Origin of the sequence: Paraburkholderia sp. FT54 (assembly GCF_031585635.1) — a bacterium.
Classification (GTDB): domain Bacteria; phylum Pseudomonadota; class Gammaproteobacteria; order Burkholderiales; family Burkholderiaceae; genus Paraburkholderia.
The window spans coordinates 2,786,283-2,803,375 of the sequence record NZ_CP134195.1; the positions used below are offsets into that span (position 1 = coordinate 2,786,283).

General features: G+C 62.8%; 22 protein-coding genes and 1 pseudogene. 11 read left to right on the forward strand and 12 right to left on the reverse strand.

The genetic code is table 11. The annotated features are described in order from the left end of the window. Nucleotides 1–2: 2 nt before the first annotated feature. The 12 genes from sctS to sctC form a co-directional block, all read right to left on the reverse strand. Nucleotides 3–278, reverse strand: coding sequence for a type III secretion system export apparatus subunit SctS (gene sctS, locus RI103_RS12830; RefSeq protein ID WP_310812375.1), 276 nt, complete (start codon nucleotides 276–278; stop codon nucleotides 3–5). Further along, nucleotides 275–919: a type III secretion system export apparatus subunit SctR gene (gene sctR / locus RI103_RS12835; RefSeq protein ID WP_310812376.1), complete on the reverse strand. Its 645-nt coding sequence runs from the start codon at nucleotides 917–919 to the stop codon at nucleotides 275–277. The genes sctS and sctR overlap by 4 nt, the downstream gene beginning before the upstream one ends. Further along, nucleotides 916–1,887 carry a FliM/FliN family flagellar motor switch protein gene (locus RI103_RS12840; protein ID WP_310812377.1) on the reverse strand — a complete coding sequence of 324 codons (972 nt, stop codon included), beginning with the start codon at nucleotides 1,885–1,887 and terminating at the stop codon, nucleotides 916–918. Before RI103_RS12840 ends, sctR begins: the two co-directional genes overlap by 4 nt. After that, a complete protein-coding gene (locus RI103_RS12845) occupies nucleotides 1,884–2,663 on the reverse strand; it encodes a FliH/SctL family protein (RefSeq protein WP_310812378.1) in 780 nt (259 codons plus the stop codon). The genes RI103_RS12840 and RI103_RS12845 overlap by 4 nt, the downstream gene beginning before the upstream one ends. Next, nucleotides 2,657–3,232: a hypothetical protein gene (locus tag RI103_RS12850; protein WP_310812379.1), complete on the reverse strand. Its 576-nt coding sequence runs from the start codon at nucleotides 3,230–3,232 to the stop codon at nucleotides 2,657–2,659. Before RI103_RS12850 ends, RI103_RS12845 begins: the two co-directional genes overlap by 7 nt. Continuing rightward, nucleotides 3,229–4,146, reverse strand: coding sequence for a type III secretion system inner membrane ring lipoprotein SctJ (gene sctJ, locus RI103_RS12855; protein ID WP_310812380.1), 918 nt, complete (start codon nucleotides 4,144–4,146; stop codon nucleotides 3,229–3,231). Before sctJ ends, RI103_RS12850 begins: the two co-directional genes overlap by 4 nt. Then, on the reverse strand, nucleotides 4,146–4,469 hold the full coding sequence (locus RI103_RS12860; protein WP_310812381.1) for an acyl carrier protein: 324 nt from the start codon (nucleotides 4,467–4,469) through the stop codon (nucleotides 4,146–4,148). Before RI103_RS12860 ends, sctJ begins: the two co-directional genes overlap by 1 nt. A 1-nt stretch (nucleotide 4,470) precedes the next feature. Further along, nucleotides 4,471–4,929, reverse strand: a complete 459-nt coding sequence (locus RI103_RS12865; RefSeq protein ID WP_310812382.1) for a hypothetical protein — start codon at nucleotides 4,927–4,929, stop codon at nucleotides 4,471–4,473. Between the two features lie 63 nt (nucleotides 4,930–4,992). Next, nucleotides 4,993–5,310, reverse strand: a complete 318-nt coding sequence (locus RI103_RS12870) for a hypothetical protein (protein ID WP_310812383.1) — start codon at nucleotides 5,308–5,310, stop codon at nucleotides 4,993–4,995. Nucleotides 5,311–5,327: 17 nt separating this feature from the next. Beyond that, nucleotides 5,328–5,582 (reverse strand): hypothetical protein, encoded by a 255-nt coding sequence (locus RI103_RS12875; RefSeq protein ID WP_310812384.1) that lies wholly within the window; start codon nucleotides 5,580–5,582, stop codon nucleotides 5,328–5,330. Then, entirely contained in the window at nucleotides 5,560–6,657 is a 1,098-nt protein-coding gene (locus RI103_RS12880) for an FHA domain-containing protein (protein ID WP_310812385.1), read from the reverse strand. The genes RI103_RS12875 and RI103_RS12880 overlap by 23 nt, the downstream gene beginning before the upstream one ends. After that, nucleotides 6,647–8,710, reverse strand: coding sequence for a type III secretion system outer membrane ring subunit SctC (gene sctC / locus RI103_RS12885; protein ID WP_310812386.1), 2,064 nt, complete (start codon nucleotides 8,708–8,710; stop codon nucleotides 6,647–6,649). Before sctC ends, RI103_RS12880 begins: the two co-directional genes overlap by 11 nt. Nucleotides 8,711–9,125: 415 nt before the next feature. Between sctC and RI103_RS12890 the strand changes: the two genes are divergently transcribed. The 11 genes and pseudogenes from RI103_RS12890 to RI103_RS12940 all read left to right on the forward strand — a co-directional run bounded on the left by RI103_RS12890 (nucleotide 9,126) and on the right by RI103_RS12940 (nucleotide 16,852). Beyond that, entirely contained in the window at nucleotides 9,126–9,440 is a 315-nt protein-coding gene (locus RI103_RS12890; protein ID WP_310815230.1) for a ribbon-helix-helix domain-containing protein, read from the forward strand. Between the two features lie 115 nt (nucleotides 9,441–9,555). Continuing rightward, nucleotides 9,556–10,014, forward strand: a complete 459-nt coding sequence (locus RI103_RS12895; protein ID WP_310812387.1) for a hypothetical protein — start codon at nucleotides 9,556–9,558, stop codon at nucleotides 10,012–10,014. 96 nt (nucleotides 10,015–10,110) lie between these two features. Beyond that, nucleotides 10,111–10,248: a hypothetical protein gene (locus tag RI103_RS12900; RefSeq protein WP_310815286.1), complete on the forward strand. Its 138-nt coding sequence runs from the start codon at nucleotides 10,111–10,113 to the stop codon at nucleotides 10,246–10,248. Nucleotides 10,249–10,521: 273 nt separating this feature from the next. Then, nucleotides 10,522–10,912, forward strand: a pseudogene (locus RI103_RS12905) (YqhA family protein). Nucleotides 10,913–10,981: 69 nt separating this feature from the next. Next, entirely contained in the window at nucleotides 10,982–12,505 is a 1,524-nt protein-coding gene (locus tag RI103_RS12910; RefSeq protein WP_310812388.1) for a fumarate hydratase, read from the forward strand. A 192-nt stretch (nucleotides 12,506–12,697) separates the two neighbouring features. Next, the gene (gene bfr / locus RI103_RS12915; protein ID WP_310812389.1) at nucleotides 12,698–13,177 is read left to right on the forward strand and encodes a bacterioferritin; all 480 of its coding nucleotides are present in this window, start codon (nucleotides 12,698–12,700) and stop codon (nucleotides 13,175–13,177) included. A 144-nt stretch (nucleotides 13,178–13,321) separates the two neighbouring features. Further along, nucleotides 13,322–14,209 carry a glutamate racemase gene (gene murI / locus RI103_RS12920; RefSeq protein ID WP_409076942.1) on the forward strand — a complete coding sequence of 296 codons (888 nt, stop codon included), beginning with the start codon at nucleotides 13,322–13,324 and terminating at the stop codon, nucleotides 14,207–14,209. Nucleotides 14,210–14,423: 214 nt separating this feature from the next. Then, nucleotides 14,424–14,660 (forward strand): (2Fe-2S)-binding protein, encoded by a 237-nt coding sequence (locus RI103_RS12925; RefSeq protein ID WP_310812390.1) that lies wholly within the window; start codon nucleotides 14,424–14,426, stop codon nucleotides 14,658–14,660. A 255-nt stretch (nucleotides 14,661–14,915) separates the two neighbouring features. Further along, nucleotides 14,916–15,656: an energy transducer TonB gene (locus RI103_RS12930; protein ID WP_310812391.1), complete on the forward strand. Its 741-nt coding sequence runs from the start codon at nucleotides 14,916–14,918 to the stop codon at nucleotides 15,654–15,656. 28 nt (nucleotides 15,657–15,684) lie between these two features. Then, nucleotides 15,685–16,416 carry a MotA/TolQ/ExbB proton channel family protein gene (locus RI103_RS12935; protein WP_310812392.1) on the forward strand — a complete coding sequence of 244 codons (732 nt, stop codon included), beginning with the start codon at nucleotides 15,685–15,687 and terminating at the stop codon, nucleotides 16,414–16,416. 16 nt (nucleotides 16,417–16,432) lie between these two features. Beyond that, nucleotides 16,433–16,852 carry a biopolymer transporter ExbD gene (locus RI103_RS12940; RefSeq protein ID WP_310812393.1) on the forward strand — a complete coding sequence of 140 codons (420 nt, stop codon included), beginning with the start codon at nucleotides 16,433–16,435 and terminating at the stop codon, nucleotides 16,850–16,852. Nucleotides 16,853–17,093: the final 241 nt, after the last annotated feature.

Genomic DNA, 17,093 nt, shown 5'->3' on the forward strand with positions numbered 1-17,093 from the left:
GCTCAGTGCAGACGCCCCGCGGCGATGAAGGTGAACACATGGGCCAAAAAGCGCGCGAGTTCGCGGCTCGCCCAAGGTGCGGTGCTCATCAGCACAGCACCGACGCAGATGATCTTTGCGCCGTAAGGCAGGCTCTGATCCTGAATCTGCGTCACCGACTGCAATAGTCCGAGCAGCAAGCCGACGACTGTCGCGATGGCAAGCGCAGGGAGTGACAGCCAGAAAACGAGCATGAGCGCGTCGCTGGACAACGTGGCGAGAGAGGGAGAACTGTTCATTTTGCATAGCTGACGATAAGGCCGTGCATCAGCTTCGAGATACCCGACACGGACACGAAAATAAAAAGCTTCAGTGGAATCGACACCGTGCTCGGCGACAGCATCATCATGCCCATCGCGCTCAGCACGTTGGCGACGACCAGATCCACCACCAGAAACGCGATATAGAGCAGAAAGCCGGCCTCGAATCCACTCGATATTTCGCTGATCAGAAACGCGGGAATCAGCAACTGGAGATCGGTTTCCCGGGCGTCGCGCTCGGGATCGATCCGCTTCGCGGCACCGACGAGGAACTTCCGTTCATCAGGCCGCGAATGCGCCAGCATGAATTCGCCGAGCGGATCGCGCACCGCCCGCAGCAGTTCGACGGGACGTGGGAGCGCGACCTCGCCGTTCTCGCCGGCGGGCAATGCGGATTCGATCTTCCCGATAGTCGGCGACATCACGACCAGCGTCGCCGCGAGCGCGATCCCCGAGATCACCAGGTTGCTCGGCGCCTGCTGCACGCCGAGCGCCGAACGCAACAGCGTCAGCACAATGCTGAACTTCGTGAACGAGGTCGTCATCACGACCGCAAGTGGCAACAGGCCGAGCATGAAGAACACGCTGATGACCTGCAGCTGGTCGAGTTGGGGGTTCATGCCGGTAGATCTCCTTGAGTCAGCCGGGTCACGCGCACGCCCAACGCACCGTCGATATCGATCAGCTCGCCACGAGCAAACGGAATGCCCTGACATAAGAGCGTGACGGAACGCTCACGCGCGGGCAGCCGGAATGCGACGATCGATCCTTCGCGCAAATGGGCCAGTTCGGCAACCGAAAGCGACAGCGTGCCGAGCACCGCGTCGAACGCGAACGTCAGGGAGTCGATCGGCAGCAGTTCGCTGGTCACTTCGACCGGTGTGGTTTCATCATTCAGGACATGGTCTATCAAGGTGTGCTCCTCAGTGAACTTCAACAAGATCCGGCACGCGCCCAACCGCAGCGGCACGCGCAGGAAACACGAATAACGGTCGATCAGCAGCGCGTCGCCAACCGCGATCTTGCGCAAGCGCGGCAACGACATCGACGGACCGGCCATGCAAATCGGCATACGCACGTAGAGGCGTCGCAGCAGGGTTTCGCTGAGCGCCGGCGGCGGTAGCCTCAAACGCAGCCACGCATCGACCGCCGGGCTGCAAAACGAAAAGTGGGCAGCGCGCCCGCTCGCCACGTGCGTCACGGCGAGCCCGTATGCGCCCGGCTGCGGGACGGTGTCGAAGCCGACCGCGGTGACATCGATCGTGAAGCCGAATAGCCCCTCGAGCGCGCACAGCCAGTCGTTCAACGCGTCGCCGACATGCACGAGGGTGCTGTCGCCGCGCGCGGCGATCACCGACGGCGTCAATTCGGGCAGAAGCGCTCCGGCATCGCATGCCGCGCTGAAGGGCGCTTGTGCCGCCGTGCCGGAGAGCCGCAGCGGGTAGCGCGCCCGGCACGGCTCGAACTGCAGCGTGAAGCGGCGCGCGCCGACGAGCACTTCCCGCGGTCGCCCAAAGTGACGAATCGCCAGGTTGTGGCGCTCGGCGTCCGCCGGCAGCAGGCACTCCATGTCGGACCAAAGATTCATGCGGCCTCCCGCACGAACGGACGGCGAACGACTCGCACGAGCTTGGGTGCCGGGGGCCGTGGAAGCGGGGGCGAAGCCGGTCCGGCGAGGGCGGCCAGCGCATCCCGCACGCCGTGCTCGATCCCGTCGAGGGCAGTGCGTCCCGAGCCGTCGGCGAAGTCGTAAGCGCGCAGCACTGCAGCCACGCCATCGCGGATGCCGCGCTCCAGCGCCCTCAACTGCACTTTCAGACCGCCGTCGACCACGCCGGTCTCGGTTTCGATGACGCACGAATGAACGGGCAATCCCGCATCGCTCAGTACCGTGCATAACGGCGTGCCGAGTTCCTGCTCGATCGTGGCAATCAGCCGCGTCGCGTCCTCGAACGCTGCCGGCGCGACACGCACGGAAATGAGTCGCTGCGACTGCGACACGGCGACCGCACGGCGCAACTGGTTGGTCAACGCGGCTGACGGCGGCAGTTGACCGACAATGTCGCTCACCGCGCCGAGCACGATCTGCGCGAGCCGGTCCTCCAGACGGTGTGCCGCAAACGCCGTCGCCGCTGCTCGCCCTACTTCCTTGCGCAGCGCCGCTGCAGTTCCGGCCGAATGACCGTGACGCCATGCGCGGCGCTTCAGTTCGCGCGCCTGCATCCCGAGGCGGCTGCGCTCCCGCGCTGTCTCGGCCGCGCGCTGCGCTTCGGCGGCCCGCAAGCCTTCGAGCGAGGCGAGTTCGAGCGCGCTCAAATGCCCATCGGATTCGATCCTCCATTCGCCCATTCGACAGATCAACATGACTGCCCCTCCATCAAACGTCGCGCATCGGCAATCAGTTCGCGCGCGGCGCCCGCCGACAGCCCCTGCACCCGATAACGCGCCGCGACTTCGGATATCTCGCGCGGCAGCCGCAGGCTCCACCAGAATGCGTAGCGTGAGTCCGCGGTGGCATGCGTGGCCAGCACCAGCCCGAGCGCGGTCATCTCGCGCCGGCTGAACAGCGACGGCGCCGGCTCGACTTTCAGGTCGACGAGATCGGCGCGCGGATGCCGTTGGATCGCAGCCAGCAGTTGCGGCGCGACACCAGCCGCGAACGCCGCCCGAGCCTGCGTGGCGACCACGCGGCGCAACGAAGGGGCAAATGCAAGCGCGGCGACGATACGGCACAGGCGCGCGCACGCGGGACGCGGCCAGAGCGGCAGCACGACAGGCACGTCGGCGAGCGCCACCTGTACCAGTTGCGGATGCTGGCCGAATAGAAACGCATGGGCGGCACGCGCGGCGCGCTCGCTACGAACCGGCTGCCGGGATTCGAGCCAGCTGTGATGCGCCCAATGAGCAGGGGCGCAGGTGTACGCGTGTTTCATGCGTCGCCTCCCATGTGAGTCGCGGATTGCGCTGCACTGACGGCAGCCTTCGCGGTGTCCGTATCCGATGCGTCGGGCGCCGCTTTCGGCGCGGCCCGCCCGGGATGGCCCGGTTCTGCTCCCGTGCCATTGCGCGGTTTCCATTTGAACCAGGTGCGCATCTCCGAGCGCCACAACAACGTGAAACCGGACACCAGCAGCACGAGCAGCGCCAGCGCGCTTAGCATCGCCGTGGCACGCGAGGGCACGGCGCCGCCGTCACGCCCACAGGACGTTGCAGCGACCGCACCCGCGGCGCTGCCGACATCCGCGCCGTCCACGCAACTGCCTGGAAAGGTCAATACCGGCGTCACCGCGATCAGCGTCAACGACACGCGCTCGGGTGTCAGCCCTTCGACACTGCCCGCCACCAGTGCGCGAATCCGGTCGCGCATCGGTTCCAGGTTGTAGTCGCTGCGATAACGCATCATCACGGACGCCGACGGCGGCGCGTCCTGCGCGGGATCCATCGGATCTTTTTCCGGCAGCACGATATGCACGCGTGCAAGCAGCACGCCGTCCATCTTCTCCAGCGTTTCGGACAGCTCCTGCGAAAGTCCGTACACGTAGCGCACGCGATCTTCCTCGGGGCTCGAAATCAACCCCTGGCGGCTGAATAGTTCACCGAGATTCGCATGGCCACCGCGCGGCAACGCATACGCGCTGGCCAACTCCGTGGCGACCACGGCGTCGGCGTCGTCGACCGAGATGTTCCATGTCCGGTCCGCGTTGCGCTCTTTGTAGCCGTTGATACCGTGATGGCTCAGCGCAGCGACGATACGGTTCGCCTGGTCCTCGTCCAGGCCTTCAAAAAGCGAGGTCTTGCAGCCGGCGAGGAGGAGCAGGACCGGCAACAACATTAAGGCGCGGCGCATCAGCTTCGCTGCGACAACGTCTGGATTGCACGGCCGGCCTCGTCGGCGACGCGCACTGTCATCTGCACCCGCACCGCGAAGGAACCCATGTCGGCCTGAAGACGCAGCAGGTCGGAAGTCGAGATGCGGCCGGAGTCGAGTTGGTCGAGGTGCTGCGACAGTTGCTGCGTGGATGCGTCCTGCGCGTCCTGGGCGCGCGTGAGCAGGCGCTCGATCAGCGAACCTTCGTCGGCTGCTCCGTCAGTGGGCAGGCCGGTGCCACGAGACACAGGGGACAGCGCGTCGGCTTGCGGCGCAATGGGTGTGACTGGAAGTTGCAACATATCAATGCCCGCCTCGAATAGACAGTCGATCAATGGTTGAAATGGGAGCCGTAGCGCGTGCGGCCTGCGCGGCGCGCGCCGCGCGAGCGTGGACAGCGCATTCAGGCAGGTTCATGAAAGCGGCCGCCATCGAACTGGCGCCAGGTTCGCCGCCGTCGGCCACCGCTATCAGCGTTCGCGAGCCGAGCGCGTAGTGACCTTCGAAAATCTGGGACACGCCGAGCCATGCGCGCGCCAGCGCGCTGTCGGGTGCGACGTCAAGCGCGCGGCCAAACAGCAACGACGCATTGCGATAGTTCGCGCGATCGAGCTCGATCAGGCCCAACCCGAGGTATGGAAAAGCCCGCTGCGGATACAGCAACGCGAGCCGCTCAAACAGATAGCGCGCCTCGTCGAAGCGTCGATGGACGCGGGCGTAATGGCCGATCGAAATCAGCAGTTCAAGTGTGTCGTCCTGCATCTGCATGGTTCCCGAAGACGCCGCGCGGGCGTCTCCGTCCTGGTTAAAGGGAATCAAAGAACGTTAGTGGGAGGCGCGTGCCGTTTCCTTTTGTGCGTCGGTCAAACCCTGCACACAAGCCGTCGCCACGCTCTGTGTCGTGTTGACCGAGCCCATCGCCTGCTGGACCTGCATCATTGCGGTGTTCTGCTGTTTGTCGTCGGTGCCTTCGGCCTGTTGCAGCTTGTTGTCAAAATCCTTGTTCTGCTTCTCGAGGATCTTCGCCAGCACTTCGGCCACTTTCTGGCTGGACAGGCCGCCGCCCGCGCCTACCGTCGAGCCGCCGCCCGCCATGCCGGCGCCGCCCAGATTCGGGGACATCATCGTATTGACATCATTCATATTCTCGATTCCTTAAGTTATCGCGCGTGAGTGAAGCTGACGCTTCGTTCAACCACTTGTCGAGCCGCGCGCAAACACTCGACAAGGAGAGTCAATTCGTTCTTCACGGCTGGCGATGCGCTCGCCAGTGCAACGTTCAGGCAGCCGATCTCAACCGTCAGCCGCGCTGCGATTGCCTCGCGCCCCGCGCCGCCGGCTTCGGCAAGTTGAGTTTCGAGCGGCAAGTCGGCGCACGCGCCGAGCGTGCTTTTACTTGCAGCTCTTGGAGACATGGCCAGCGTCCATAAACAATTCGTATACCGAACCATCGTCGTCGCGCGTGATATCCGCCGTGCAGGCCGAAATTCGCGTGACCCGTCCGATCGGCAGCCGCGCGCCGACGAAGTAGCGCACCCCGTGCGCGTCGGTGAGCCAGGTCGCGTGAGGACTGGCGAGCAGGTTGAGCCCAAGCGCGTCGAGCGGAACGCGCACCCGTTTTCCCTGCTGCACGTGACCGGGAAAAGCGAGATTGCGCAGCCCGTTGATCTCGCCGCGCGCCTGACGCGCCACGCGTGCGTAGTCCCACGATTCGGGCGATAGAAAGCCGCGGGCATCGGGCAGGGTCGCGGTGAATTCACCGGGTTGCCCAGGGCGTACTTGCGCGCCGCGGTAGTAACGCGCGAGAAATTCGCCGACCTGCTCCTGCAGTTGCGCGAGCACGATTACATGCATGACCGGCGCCCGCTGGCGCGACCAGGCACTGGCCGTCAGCGCTGCCAGATCGGTAGCCGACTGCACGTAGCCTTCATAGACGAGCGCGCCGGAATTCCGGTCGAGATGCGTCGTCACCAGGCTAAACGCGTCGTTGGTTCGCGGCGCACGCGGTGCGCTCCACCAGGAGCCCGACGTGATCCCCAAGAGCAACGCAAACGCAACCGGCGTTGCGAAGACGGTCGCCTTCGCAACGGGCGACGCGTCGGACCAGCGTTTTGCGATATACGCGAGCGGTGCATGGCGCAGCAGGTAGGCGTACTCAGCGTGCCGCGCCGTCGCGTCGCCCGGCGTACCGCGGCCACCGAACTGAAAGGTGGCCGCGCCTGCTGAAAAGCGCGCGCCACGTGCCAACAGCACGCGCCGGCCCGGCGCCAAGCGTCGCCCGAACGCGGCCACGCCTGGCTGATGCGCGACCAACGCGAGCGTCGCATCGATCAATTCGATGGTGGCATGAAGCGGTTCGACGCCTTCGTCTAGCACCATCAGGTCCACCTCCGCGCCGCTGCCTATCCGGGTCGGCTTCGCGGCTGTCAACGCCATGCTCGCGCCGGCGTGCAGTCCGTTAGTTACGACGATTAGCGCGTCAGCGGTCACGGCCGTTCTCCCGAGACGTTTTGCTTACGGCCGGCAAGCTGTCCGGTAGCGCTGGAATTGATACGGCCGACTGCGGCGTGTACGGTCTCTCGGGGCGCACCAGCGTGCGCAACGAGGCCTCGATGGCTTGCGTCGTGTTGACGGGCGTCGGTTGCCCGGGCCCGAGCGCCTTCGGCACCGCGTTGGCCGGTGCCGACGCCATCGCGGTCCAGCCAGCCGGACTAACGGCCTCGCCCACCTGAGCGGAGGGCCCACTCGATCCCGGCGGTCCACTCATCGAGCCCATATCGGCGAGCGTCGCATTCGGCACGGCGTCGCCCGACGGGTGCTTCAGGCGCGGAGTAATCAGGATCATCCGTTCGAGACGTTCATGCGTAGTCTCGGTACTGCGAAACAAGGCGCCGACGTAAGGCACGTCGCCGAGCAGAGGCACCTTCGATGCGCTGCTTTCGCTGCGTTCGTATTGATAACCGCCTATCAGAAGACTCTCGCCGTCGCGCACGACCGCCTGAGTGACGATCGAATGGTTGTCGACCTTCGGAATACCGTCCACCGAAGTCGACGAATCGAATGTGCCGTCCTCGATCTGGATGTTGAGCCGGATATTGCGGCGCGGGTCGGCGCTCGATTCCACGCTCGGCGTCACCTTCAGCGTGAGCCCCGTGTCGATGTTGAAGAGATCGACAGCCTGGTTGCCCGCTACGCGCACATAGACCGAACTGCGCGAGGTCAACGACGCTTCCATGTTGTTCAGGGTGAGCACCTGCGGGCGCGACGACACACGCGCTCGGCCGGCATCTTCCAAGGCATGAATCTGTGCAAACAGGTATTGCGCCGAGTTGCCGACCAGCGTCGCGAGATTCAGTCCGCTCGCCGCGCCGGCCGCCGTCAGCAGGCTCGTCGCGCCGAAGCTGAGCGGCGCGTTCGCGGTGCCGGAAGCGACGTTGATACGCCCATTCGCGCCGCCCCAACTGATGCCGAGCGAGCGCGCCGCATTCGACGACAGGTCGATCACTACCGCGTCGATTTCAACCAGCTCCTGCGGTTGATCGAGCATCGTGATCGCGCGTTCGTAATTCGGCATCATTGAGACGACGTCGCTGATCACCACCGCGTTCGTGCGTTGATCGGCAACGATGTTGCGCCGCGCGGGCGTGGCGGCCGGCTTCACGGTGTCAGACGCGGGCAGCGGCGGCGGCTCGTTGTCGCTATCGGGCGGTGCGCCGGCAAGGCCAAGCCCGAGCAGGCTCGGCAAGGGTGGCGGGCCGCCACGCGCGCTGCGGGTGTCGCGGGGTTTTGGCGCGTTCGGTGCGCTTGCCTGCCACGTGTCCGCCATCAGCCGGCGCAGCAGCGAAGCCACGCCCGGCACGACCTGATCCTGGGATCCGATCGTGTAGTGGACATCCTGGGCCTGCGCGTAGCGCAACGGGAAAACGCGGATGACGGTTTCGTCGAAGGACGGCTCGACGGTGGCCTGCCGCTGCGCCTTGTCGATTGCGTCCGCGACCGCGTCGGTGAATTTCGACGGCCCGGCAATCCTGATGGTCGTCGCCGAGTATTTGATCGGCAGACGGGCGTCGTCGAGATCCAGATTGCGTAGCAGAGCCGCGACTGCTTCGCGCGTCATCGGCGCAAACGGGATGATCCGGCTGCGCACGTCCGACGCCGTCGCAACGTGCATCGCTTTGCCGTCGAAATACCAGACGAGGCCGTAAGCCTCGACCAGCTGGATGAATAGATTGCCGGGCGTGTCGTCGAATCGGCCGTTGACCGTGCCTTTTACGTCCCGCCCAATGTCGGCGGTCATCCCCTCGACGGCAAGGACGTCGCGCAATACATCGGGCAGTGGCGCGCCGTTGACCGCGTAATGAATCGGCGCCCCGTGCCATACAGGCGTCGCAGCGTCGGCCACGGGGACCAGCAACACTGCCCAGACCACTCCAAGCGGGCCCGCGATGTGACGCTTCACGGCTCGGCTAGCGCGCGTCGGCAGCGTCGCGACCGTGTAGCCGCTCTTCTGAATCTTCGAATCGTTGCGCCGCATCATAAGCATTAAAAATCCCTGCCACGTTTATTGATTACGTTGGCGAGAATTTAATGGCGTTCTCAGATGCTCAGGTCATACACATGTAAGACATAACAAGTGGACCAATGCTGCGACATTATCGCTCTTTCCATGGACCGGGAATGTCGATATGCCAGCGATCGTATTGAGCACGCCGACTCACATATCCCGAAATTAGGACGTCAATTCAATAATTGGCGTCATACATCTGTATGACCCCCTTTTTCCGCACAGAGAGAGGATTGACGAATCGCACTTCGATCAATCCAGCCATGACATATGACCCGCTCGATCCACACGACAGTTACCAGGATTTTTCAGATGTCTCCGGGATATTCACGAAGCACGGCGTCCTAACGGAGGTTCCGCATCCTTCAATTCCTACAAAAGCCCTCACATGCGGATGACACAGTATTGCAATTTCACGCCTCAGCTAGCGAGACCGAGGCTACGCTCCGTCAGAATCAACGGATTGGCAACCTGCTTGCGACTCGAGGAAATTTACTGGCGAATCATCGAGGAAATCGCGCGTCAGGAATCTCTGACAGTAGGCAAACTGATTTCCAAATGGGCTCTTGAAATCGACTTGACACAGGAGACAATCTGTAATTTCACCGGCTTCATCAGAATTATCTGCGTCACTCAAATACTAGAACAAATACATCCGATCGATCTGAAGACAATTGACCCCGACACACCCCGCAATTTCTCTCAATAACCAACAGGAGGTTTATCTTAAAAATCGATGCAGGACGGTGATAGCGCACTATCGCTTAATTACTCAAGCTAAGTAAGCAACCAATCAGTTTAACTTTTAGGACACAGACTAGATCATGGCTAATTCAATCAACGACATGGGCGACAGCACGTCATTCGACATGGGCGACATGGGCGGCGGCATGGGCGACATGCAGACAACGGCGCTAGATAGCCCGACGGGCGACCCCGGTTCCACCGTGCAGATGTTCGCTCCCGACGACTCCGACAATATGGGCGACACGCAGCCGACCTTAGCCGCCGCTGCGCAGGATGCCGGCGGCCAGGCCGCACCAGCGACCGCTGCGCAAGGCGCCGGCGGCCAAGCCGCACAAGCCACCGCTGCGCCGAAGCCGGCCGCCGCAGCAGCGCCGCAGGCGGGCGGTGGCGCCGCGGGCATGGCAAACCTGATGGGCCCGATCATGGACATGGTCAAAGCAGCCATTTCCGCCGCGACGCAAGTGGCTCCGCCGCTGCTTGGCATGATCACGTCGCTGATGGGCGGAGCGGGGGCGGCAGGCGCTGGCAAAGCTTGATGCGAGCCTAAAGTAAACGGCCGACGCAGTTGCATCGGCCAGATTCGGGGCGGTTCAACTGCGGGCCGCCCCGCTTCCAATCCCGCTAATTCAATCATGACGAGATCATTCATCCCGCCGACTGCGGCCGCCGAACCCTTCGCGCACGGCATCGCGCTCGCCTGCGTAGTCACGGAGATTGGTCTGGCGAGCCTGAAGGTCCGGCGAGTCCCGGCGGCGGCTCGCGAGCGTTGAAGCCTGAACGCGTGAGGCGCAATACGCGAGGCGCGCCGCGCGTCAGGCGCCGCCGCCCTGCCCGCCGCAACGCGGCAAATATAGCCGACGCTGTACAATAGCGCGCCTGACGCGAGCTTTTCCGGCCTCGCCTGGCCGCACACCGCACCGTCTGCGCCTGGTTTGCCTGCCCGATCCATCGCGTGCGTGTTGAGTATTTCCATGCCGGGTCGCGCGTTTAGCGCCCGCATTTAGTCCGTGTTCCGTCACCTGCGTTTCATCCGACTCTTGCCCATGTCCGCTCAGCGATCCGACTCCGCCCATCAGCGCCGCCCGATGCGTCCGGTCCTCGCCGTCATCTTCATGAGCCGCTGGTTGCAGTTGCCGCTGTATCTGGGCCTGATCGTCGCGCAAGGTGTCTACGTCGAACGCCGGCGTGCTCAAAGTCAAATTGTCGATGGCGCTGATCAGCATCTCGTCGATCCATCTGCTGAAAACTTTCATCAGCCCCGATCAGAACACGACGCATACGATCATGTGGCAAGTCATCATTCACGTCGCGTTTCTCGTCTCGGCAATCGTGATGGCGGTGGTCGACCGCCTCACCACGCGTACGCATCCCGAGCATTTCGAGAGCCCACGGTGCTGCACGCCGTGGGTACTGTCAAAGGTTCCATTCCCCTGAAGGCGCACGACTGACTCGCGCTGCCCTGCGAGTCCGACAACAAGCGCCAATGTCCCCACTGAGCTAGCCATGACCGTCATCAAACAGGAAGATCTGATTCAGAGCATTGCTGATTCGCTTCAGTACATCAGCTACTACCATCCGCTCGATTACATCCAGGCCTTGGGCCGAGCCTACGAACTCGAACAGAGCCCGGCCGCCAAAGATGCCATCGCGCAGATTCTCACCAACAGTCGCATGTGCGCCGAAGGCAAGCGCCCGATCTGCCAGGACACCGGCATCGTCACGGTATTCGTGAAGGTCGGCATGGACGTGCGTTGGGACGGTGCGACGATGGGCGTCACCGACATGATCAACGAAGGCGTGCGCCGTGGTTACCTGAACCCGGACAACGTGCTGCGCGCGTCGATCGTGAGCCCGCCGGAAGGTGGCCGCAAGAACACCAAGGACAACACGCCGGCCGTGATCCACTACGAGATCGTCCCGGGCAATAAGGTCGACGTGCAGGTCGCGGCCAAGGGCGGCGGTTCGGAAAACAAGTCGAAGTTCGCGATGCTGAATCCGTCGGATTCGATCGTCGACTGGATTCTCAAGACCGTGCCGACCATGGGCGCGGGCTGGTGTCCGCCGGGCATGCTCGGCATCGGCATCGGCGGCACGGCTGAGAAAGCGATGGTGATGGCGAAAGAATCGCTGATGGATCCGATCGACATTCAGGACGTGATCGCACGCGGCCCGCAGGACTGGATCGAAGAGCTGCGCGTTGAACTGCACGAGAAGGTCAACGCACTCGGTATCGGCGCGCAAGGTCTCGGCGGTCTTGCCACCGTGCTCGACGTCAAGATCATGGCCGCGCCGACGCACGCCGCGTCCAAGCCGATTGCGATCATCCCGAACTGCGCGGCCACGCGTCATGCTCACTTCACGCTGGATGGCTCGGGCGTCGCCAAACTCGAAGCGCCGTCGCTCGACGCATGGCCGAAGGTCCAATGGGAGCCGGACACCGAGAAGAGCAAGCGCGTCGATCTGAACACGCTCACGCCGGAACAAGTCGCTGCGTGGACACCGGGCCAGACGCTGCTGCTGTCGGGCAAGATGTTGACGGGCCGCGACGCGGCTCACAAGCGCATCGCCGACATGCTGGCCAAGGGCGAGAAGCTGCCGGTCGACTTCACGAACCGCGTGATTTACTACGTCGGCCCGGTCGATCCTGTGCGCGATGAAGCCGTCGGTCCCGCCGGCCCGACCACGGCAACGCGCATGGACAAGTTCACCGAGACGATGCTGTCGCAAACCGGCCTGATCTCGATGATCGGCAAAGCGGAGCGCGGCCCTGTCGCCATCGAAGCGATCAAGAAGCACAAGGCTGCGTATCTGATGGCCGTGGGCGGCGCGGCGTACCTCGTGTCGAAGGCGATTCGCAGCGCGAAGGTTCTCGCGTTCGAAGACCTCGGCATGGAAGCGATCTACGAGTTCGACGTGCAGGACATGCCGGTGACGGTGGCCGTCGACTCGAACGGCACCTCCGTGCATCAGACCGGCCCGAAGGAATGGCAAGCGAAGATCGGCAAGATTCCAGTCGCGACGGTTTGAACGGTATTGACTTGAGTTGAATGACTCGGAGCCGGGGCCTCAAAATCCCGGCTTTTTTATGATGAAATGAGAACGGTACGCATCACGCGAAAAACCCTCTGAAATCAAGCGAAAAACTGATTTTTCGGCTTGGCTTTTTGCGTTTCGCCGTTTATTGTTCTGGGAAATTCAAAGCCCCTACAAGGACACACCATGCAAGGCGACACGAAGGTCATCGAATATCTCAACTCGCAGTTGAAAAACGAACTGACCGCCATCAATCAGTACTTCCTGCATGCGCGCATGTATAAGCACTGGGGTCTCGAAAAACTCGGCAAGCACGAATACGACGAATCGATTGGCGAAATGAAGCACGCCGACTGGCTCATCGAACGTATTTTCATGCTCGACGGCCTGCCGAATCTGCAAGACCTGCACAAGCTGCTGATCGGTGAGGAAACCAAAGAAATCCTCGAATGCGATTTGAAGCTCGAGCAGATTTCGCAGAGCACCTGTAAAGAAGCCATCGCGTATTGCGAATCGGTGCGCGATTTCATTTCGCGTGAAATCTTCACGAAGATTCTCGACGACACCGAAGAACACATCGACTGGCTTGAAACCCAAATCGACCTGATCGACAAGGTCGGTATCCAGAACTATCAGCAATCCGCAATGGGCTCGGTCGAGTCCTGATCGAATCACGCTGCAACCGTCCGCGCGCCCGTTCATGGGTCGGCTTATTTGCGATGGTCCCGGCCGCGCGGACGATATACTTGCGCACCTTCCCGTTTCTCAGAGTTTCCCTTGACTGCTGTGCCGCACGCGTCCTCTTCGCCTATGCTCGCAGAATCGCCGTCCATGAATACAGGAATGTTCACGCCTGGCGCCGGATCGCGCGCACCGGTCGGCATTTTCGATTCGGGGCTCGGCGGTTTGTCGGTGTTGCGGGCGGTCCGGGCACAACTGCCCGACGAAGCGATCCTGTATGTCGCCGACTCGCTCTACGCGCCCTACGGCGAGCGCGACGACGACTTCATTGCCGACCGCACGCTGGCGATCGGCGAATGGCTGGTCAAGCAAGGCGCGAAGGCGCTGGTGGTCGCCTGCAATACGGCGACCGCGCAGTCGATCGCGCTGGTTCGCGAAAAGCTGCCCATTCCGCTGGTCGGCGTCGAACCCGGCGTCAAACCCGCCGCGCTGCGGTCGAAAACGCGTGTTGCCGGCGTGCTCGCCACGCAAGTCACGCTGCGCAGTGCCCGCTTCCAGACGCTGCTCGAACGCTACGCCGCGGATTGCCGCTTTCTTTGCCAGCCGGGCCACGGGCTCGTGCAGGCCGTGGAACGCTGCGATGTCGGCTCCGCTGAACTGCGCGCGCTGCTGCGCAGCTACCTGCAGCCCATGCTCGACGCGGGCGCGGATACGCTGGTGCTCGGCTGCACGCACTACCCGTTTCTCGATGCGGCGATTCGCGACATTGTCGGTGACCGATTGATGCTGATTGACACGAGCGTCGCCATTGCGCGCCAACTGGAACGGGTACTCGATCAGGACGGCTTGCGCGCGGCACCGGAAAGCGCGGCCGCTGTTCTGCCCCGCTTTTATTCCACCGGCGACGGCACGCATCAGCAGCAACTGGCCGCTACGCTGTTGCACATCGACGCGACGGTCGAACAGGTTTCGATCCCGTCGCGCCGCACGGCAGCGCCGAACTCCCAAGCCGCATAAATTGCGGCCTAAGCGCGTTTTCGGCACGCTGCGCGGCCTTCCGCGCGGTTTCTAGGCGCATTTTCGGCGCCGCCCGCTCCGGCGCCGGATTCAACGCCATAGACGAAACCCTTCTAAGAGTCTGGTTTTGTTACAAAAAACCACGCAGGACGCTTGCCAAACGGCCCAAACAAAATGATAATAATTCGCATTAACGTTAGCTACGACGCCCGCCATGATTGTTTGTGTCTGCAAGTCTGTTTCTGACCGGAAGATCCGTGCTTCGATCGAGGAAGGCATGGATTCGTTCGACGAGCTTCAGTTTGAGCTCGGTGTTGCTTCCTGCTGTGGCAAATGCGCGGACTCGGTGCGCGAGGTCATGATGAAAAGCGGCGTCTGCGCGAGCCGCTGTGGTTTCGAGCATCATCCGCAGGCCGTACCGTTGACGTTTTACGAACGCAAGGCGGCCTGAGCCAGATTTCTGGGCACGGCTCACCCGTGCCTCGGGTGTTTGCGAGCCCCTGCCGTTCTCGCTGTTCAAGCGCTATCCCACTGCCGCCAGCAAGCCAGTATTCGTACCAGCCAGCTACCCGCTCACCCGTCAAGGGAGTTCGAGATGGAATTGCTGATTGGTTTCGTGACTACTTTGTTCATTTCGCTGCTGATTTTTCGAACATGACGATGTCTTGTCTGACGCGCTGCATCGACAGCGCGCCGCCACGCTAACATGCAGGCCTCGCACACCGTTTCAGCCGGCACCATACCGGCTTCGTCTATCCGAACGAACTCCCGCGTCCTGACCGCAACCGCCGTGGTTGCAGCGATTCACGTTGCGCTGCTTGCCGTGGTGATGACCTTGCGTCATGACCCCGTGCAACCGGCCCTCGAATCGCGCGTCATGACCGCGCAGTTGCTGCCGCCTGCGCCGGTTGCCGCGCCGGTCGCGATGCAATCGATCGCACCGCCGCCACCCACGCCGACGCCGCCGGTTCATACCAAGCCGAAAGTCCAGCCGAAGCCGACTCCGACTCCGACGCCCAAGCCAACGCCAACGCCTCTACCGGTGGCCGCCGCGCCGTCGCCGACGCCCGTCGCCGCGCCCGATCCGACGCCGCCTGCGCCGGCCGCACCCGTTGCGCCCGCGCCTGCTGCTCCGGCAGTCGGCCGTCAGACGATGGAAATCACCGCGCCCAAGAACGTCTCGCACCTCGACTGCAACGTTGTTACGCCCGACTATCCGGCGCTCTCGAAGCGTCGCGGCGAAACCGGCACGGCGTATGTGAAGTTCGTGGTCGGCCTGACCGGCAAGCTCGAAAACATCGAACTGAAAAAGAGCAGCGGCTTTAGCCGCCTCGACGACGCCGCGCTCGCCGCCGTGCGCGCAAGCTCGTGCAAGCCCTATCTCGAGAACGGCCAGCCGATTCGGGCCGCCTACACCCAGCCTTACGACTTCAATCTGAACGATTGAGGCAGCTTTTAAAAAAAAAGGAATTGCAATGCAAAACTACGGACTGGCGCACGTCTGGGCGCAAGGGGATTTCGTGACGCGCGGTATCGCGCTCGCGCTGTTGATCATGTCGGTGATGTCGTGGAGCGTGATCGTCATCAAAGGCTGGAACGTGATGCGCCTGAAGCGTCTCACGAAGAATGCCGAACAGGCGTTCTGGCATTCGGACGACCTCGCCGACGGCGTGAAGAACCTTGGCGCGGGGTCGTCGACGCCGCAGGACAATCCGTTCCTCGCGCTGGCGCTGTCGGGCCAGGAAGCGGCTGATCATCATCATCAGACGCAGCCGCATCTGCATGACCGGATGGACGTGTCGGATTGGGTCACGCGCTGCCTGAAGGACACCATGGACGAAAGCGTCGCCCGCATGCAGAGCGGTCTCGCGATTCTTGCGTCGATCGGCAGCACGGCACCGTTCGTCGGTCTGTTCGGCACGGTGTGGGGCATCTATCACGCGCTCCTCGCAATCGGCGCAAGCGGCCAGTCGTCGATCGATCAGGTCGCCGGCCCGGTCGGCGAAGCGTTGATCATGACCGCGTTCGGCCTGTTCGTCGCGATTCCGGCCGTGCTCGGCTACAACGCCCTGACGCGCGCGAACAAGGCGCTCGTCGCCAAACTGAGCCGTTTTGCGCACGGCCTGCACGCATTCTTCGTGACGGGCGCGCGCCTGTCGTCGTCCAAGCGCGGTGACGGCCTGCGGCTCGCCGCGCGCGCGAACTGATCGACGAGGCATTCCGATGGCAATGAGCCCCTTCGCCGGCGACGATGACGACGGCCTGATGAACGAAATCAACATGACGCCGCTCGTCGACGTGATGTTGGTTCTCCTGATCGTCTTCATGGTGACGATTCCGGTGATTCGTCACGCGGTCAAAATCGATCTGCCGCACGCAAGCAGTCAGAAGGAAGACACCAAGCCCGCGCAAGTGACCGTCGCGGTCGATGCGGACGGCAATGTCATGTGGGACAACAAGAAGGTCGACGAGGACGCACTGCGCGCCAAGATTGCGGAGGCCGCGCAAGCAAACCCGCAACCCGAACTGCATCTGGATGCGGACCGCAAGGTGCCGTACGAGAAAGTCGCGGAAGTGATGTCGGCGGCGCAGGCTGGCGGCCTTACGAAGATCGGCTTCGTGACGCAACCGAAAGCAAGGTAATGTGATGAAAAGCCCTTGAAACAAGGGTCAAAAAGTAAAAGGCCTTCATCGTCAGACGAAGGCCTTTTTTTGTGCGCACTCGGCGCCTTCGGGCGGCGGGATCATTTGCCATCGGTCGAAGATTGATAGCTACTCGATCCATCGCATGCGACAGCCGTGATCGACACGGACAGCGCGGTCAGCCCTATCAGGCCCGCTATGATAGCGGCCATGAGTTTCCGCATAAGAGACTCCTTAGCGA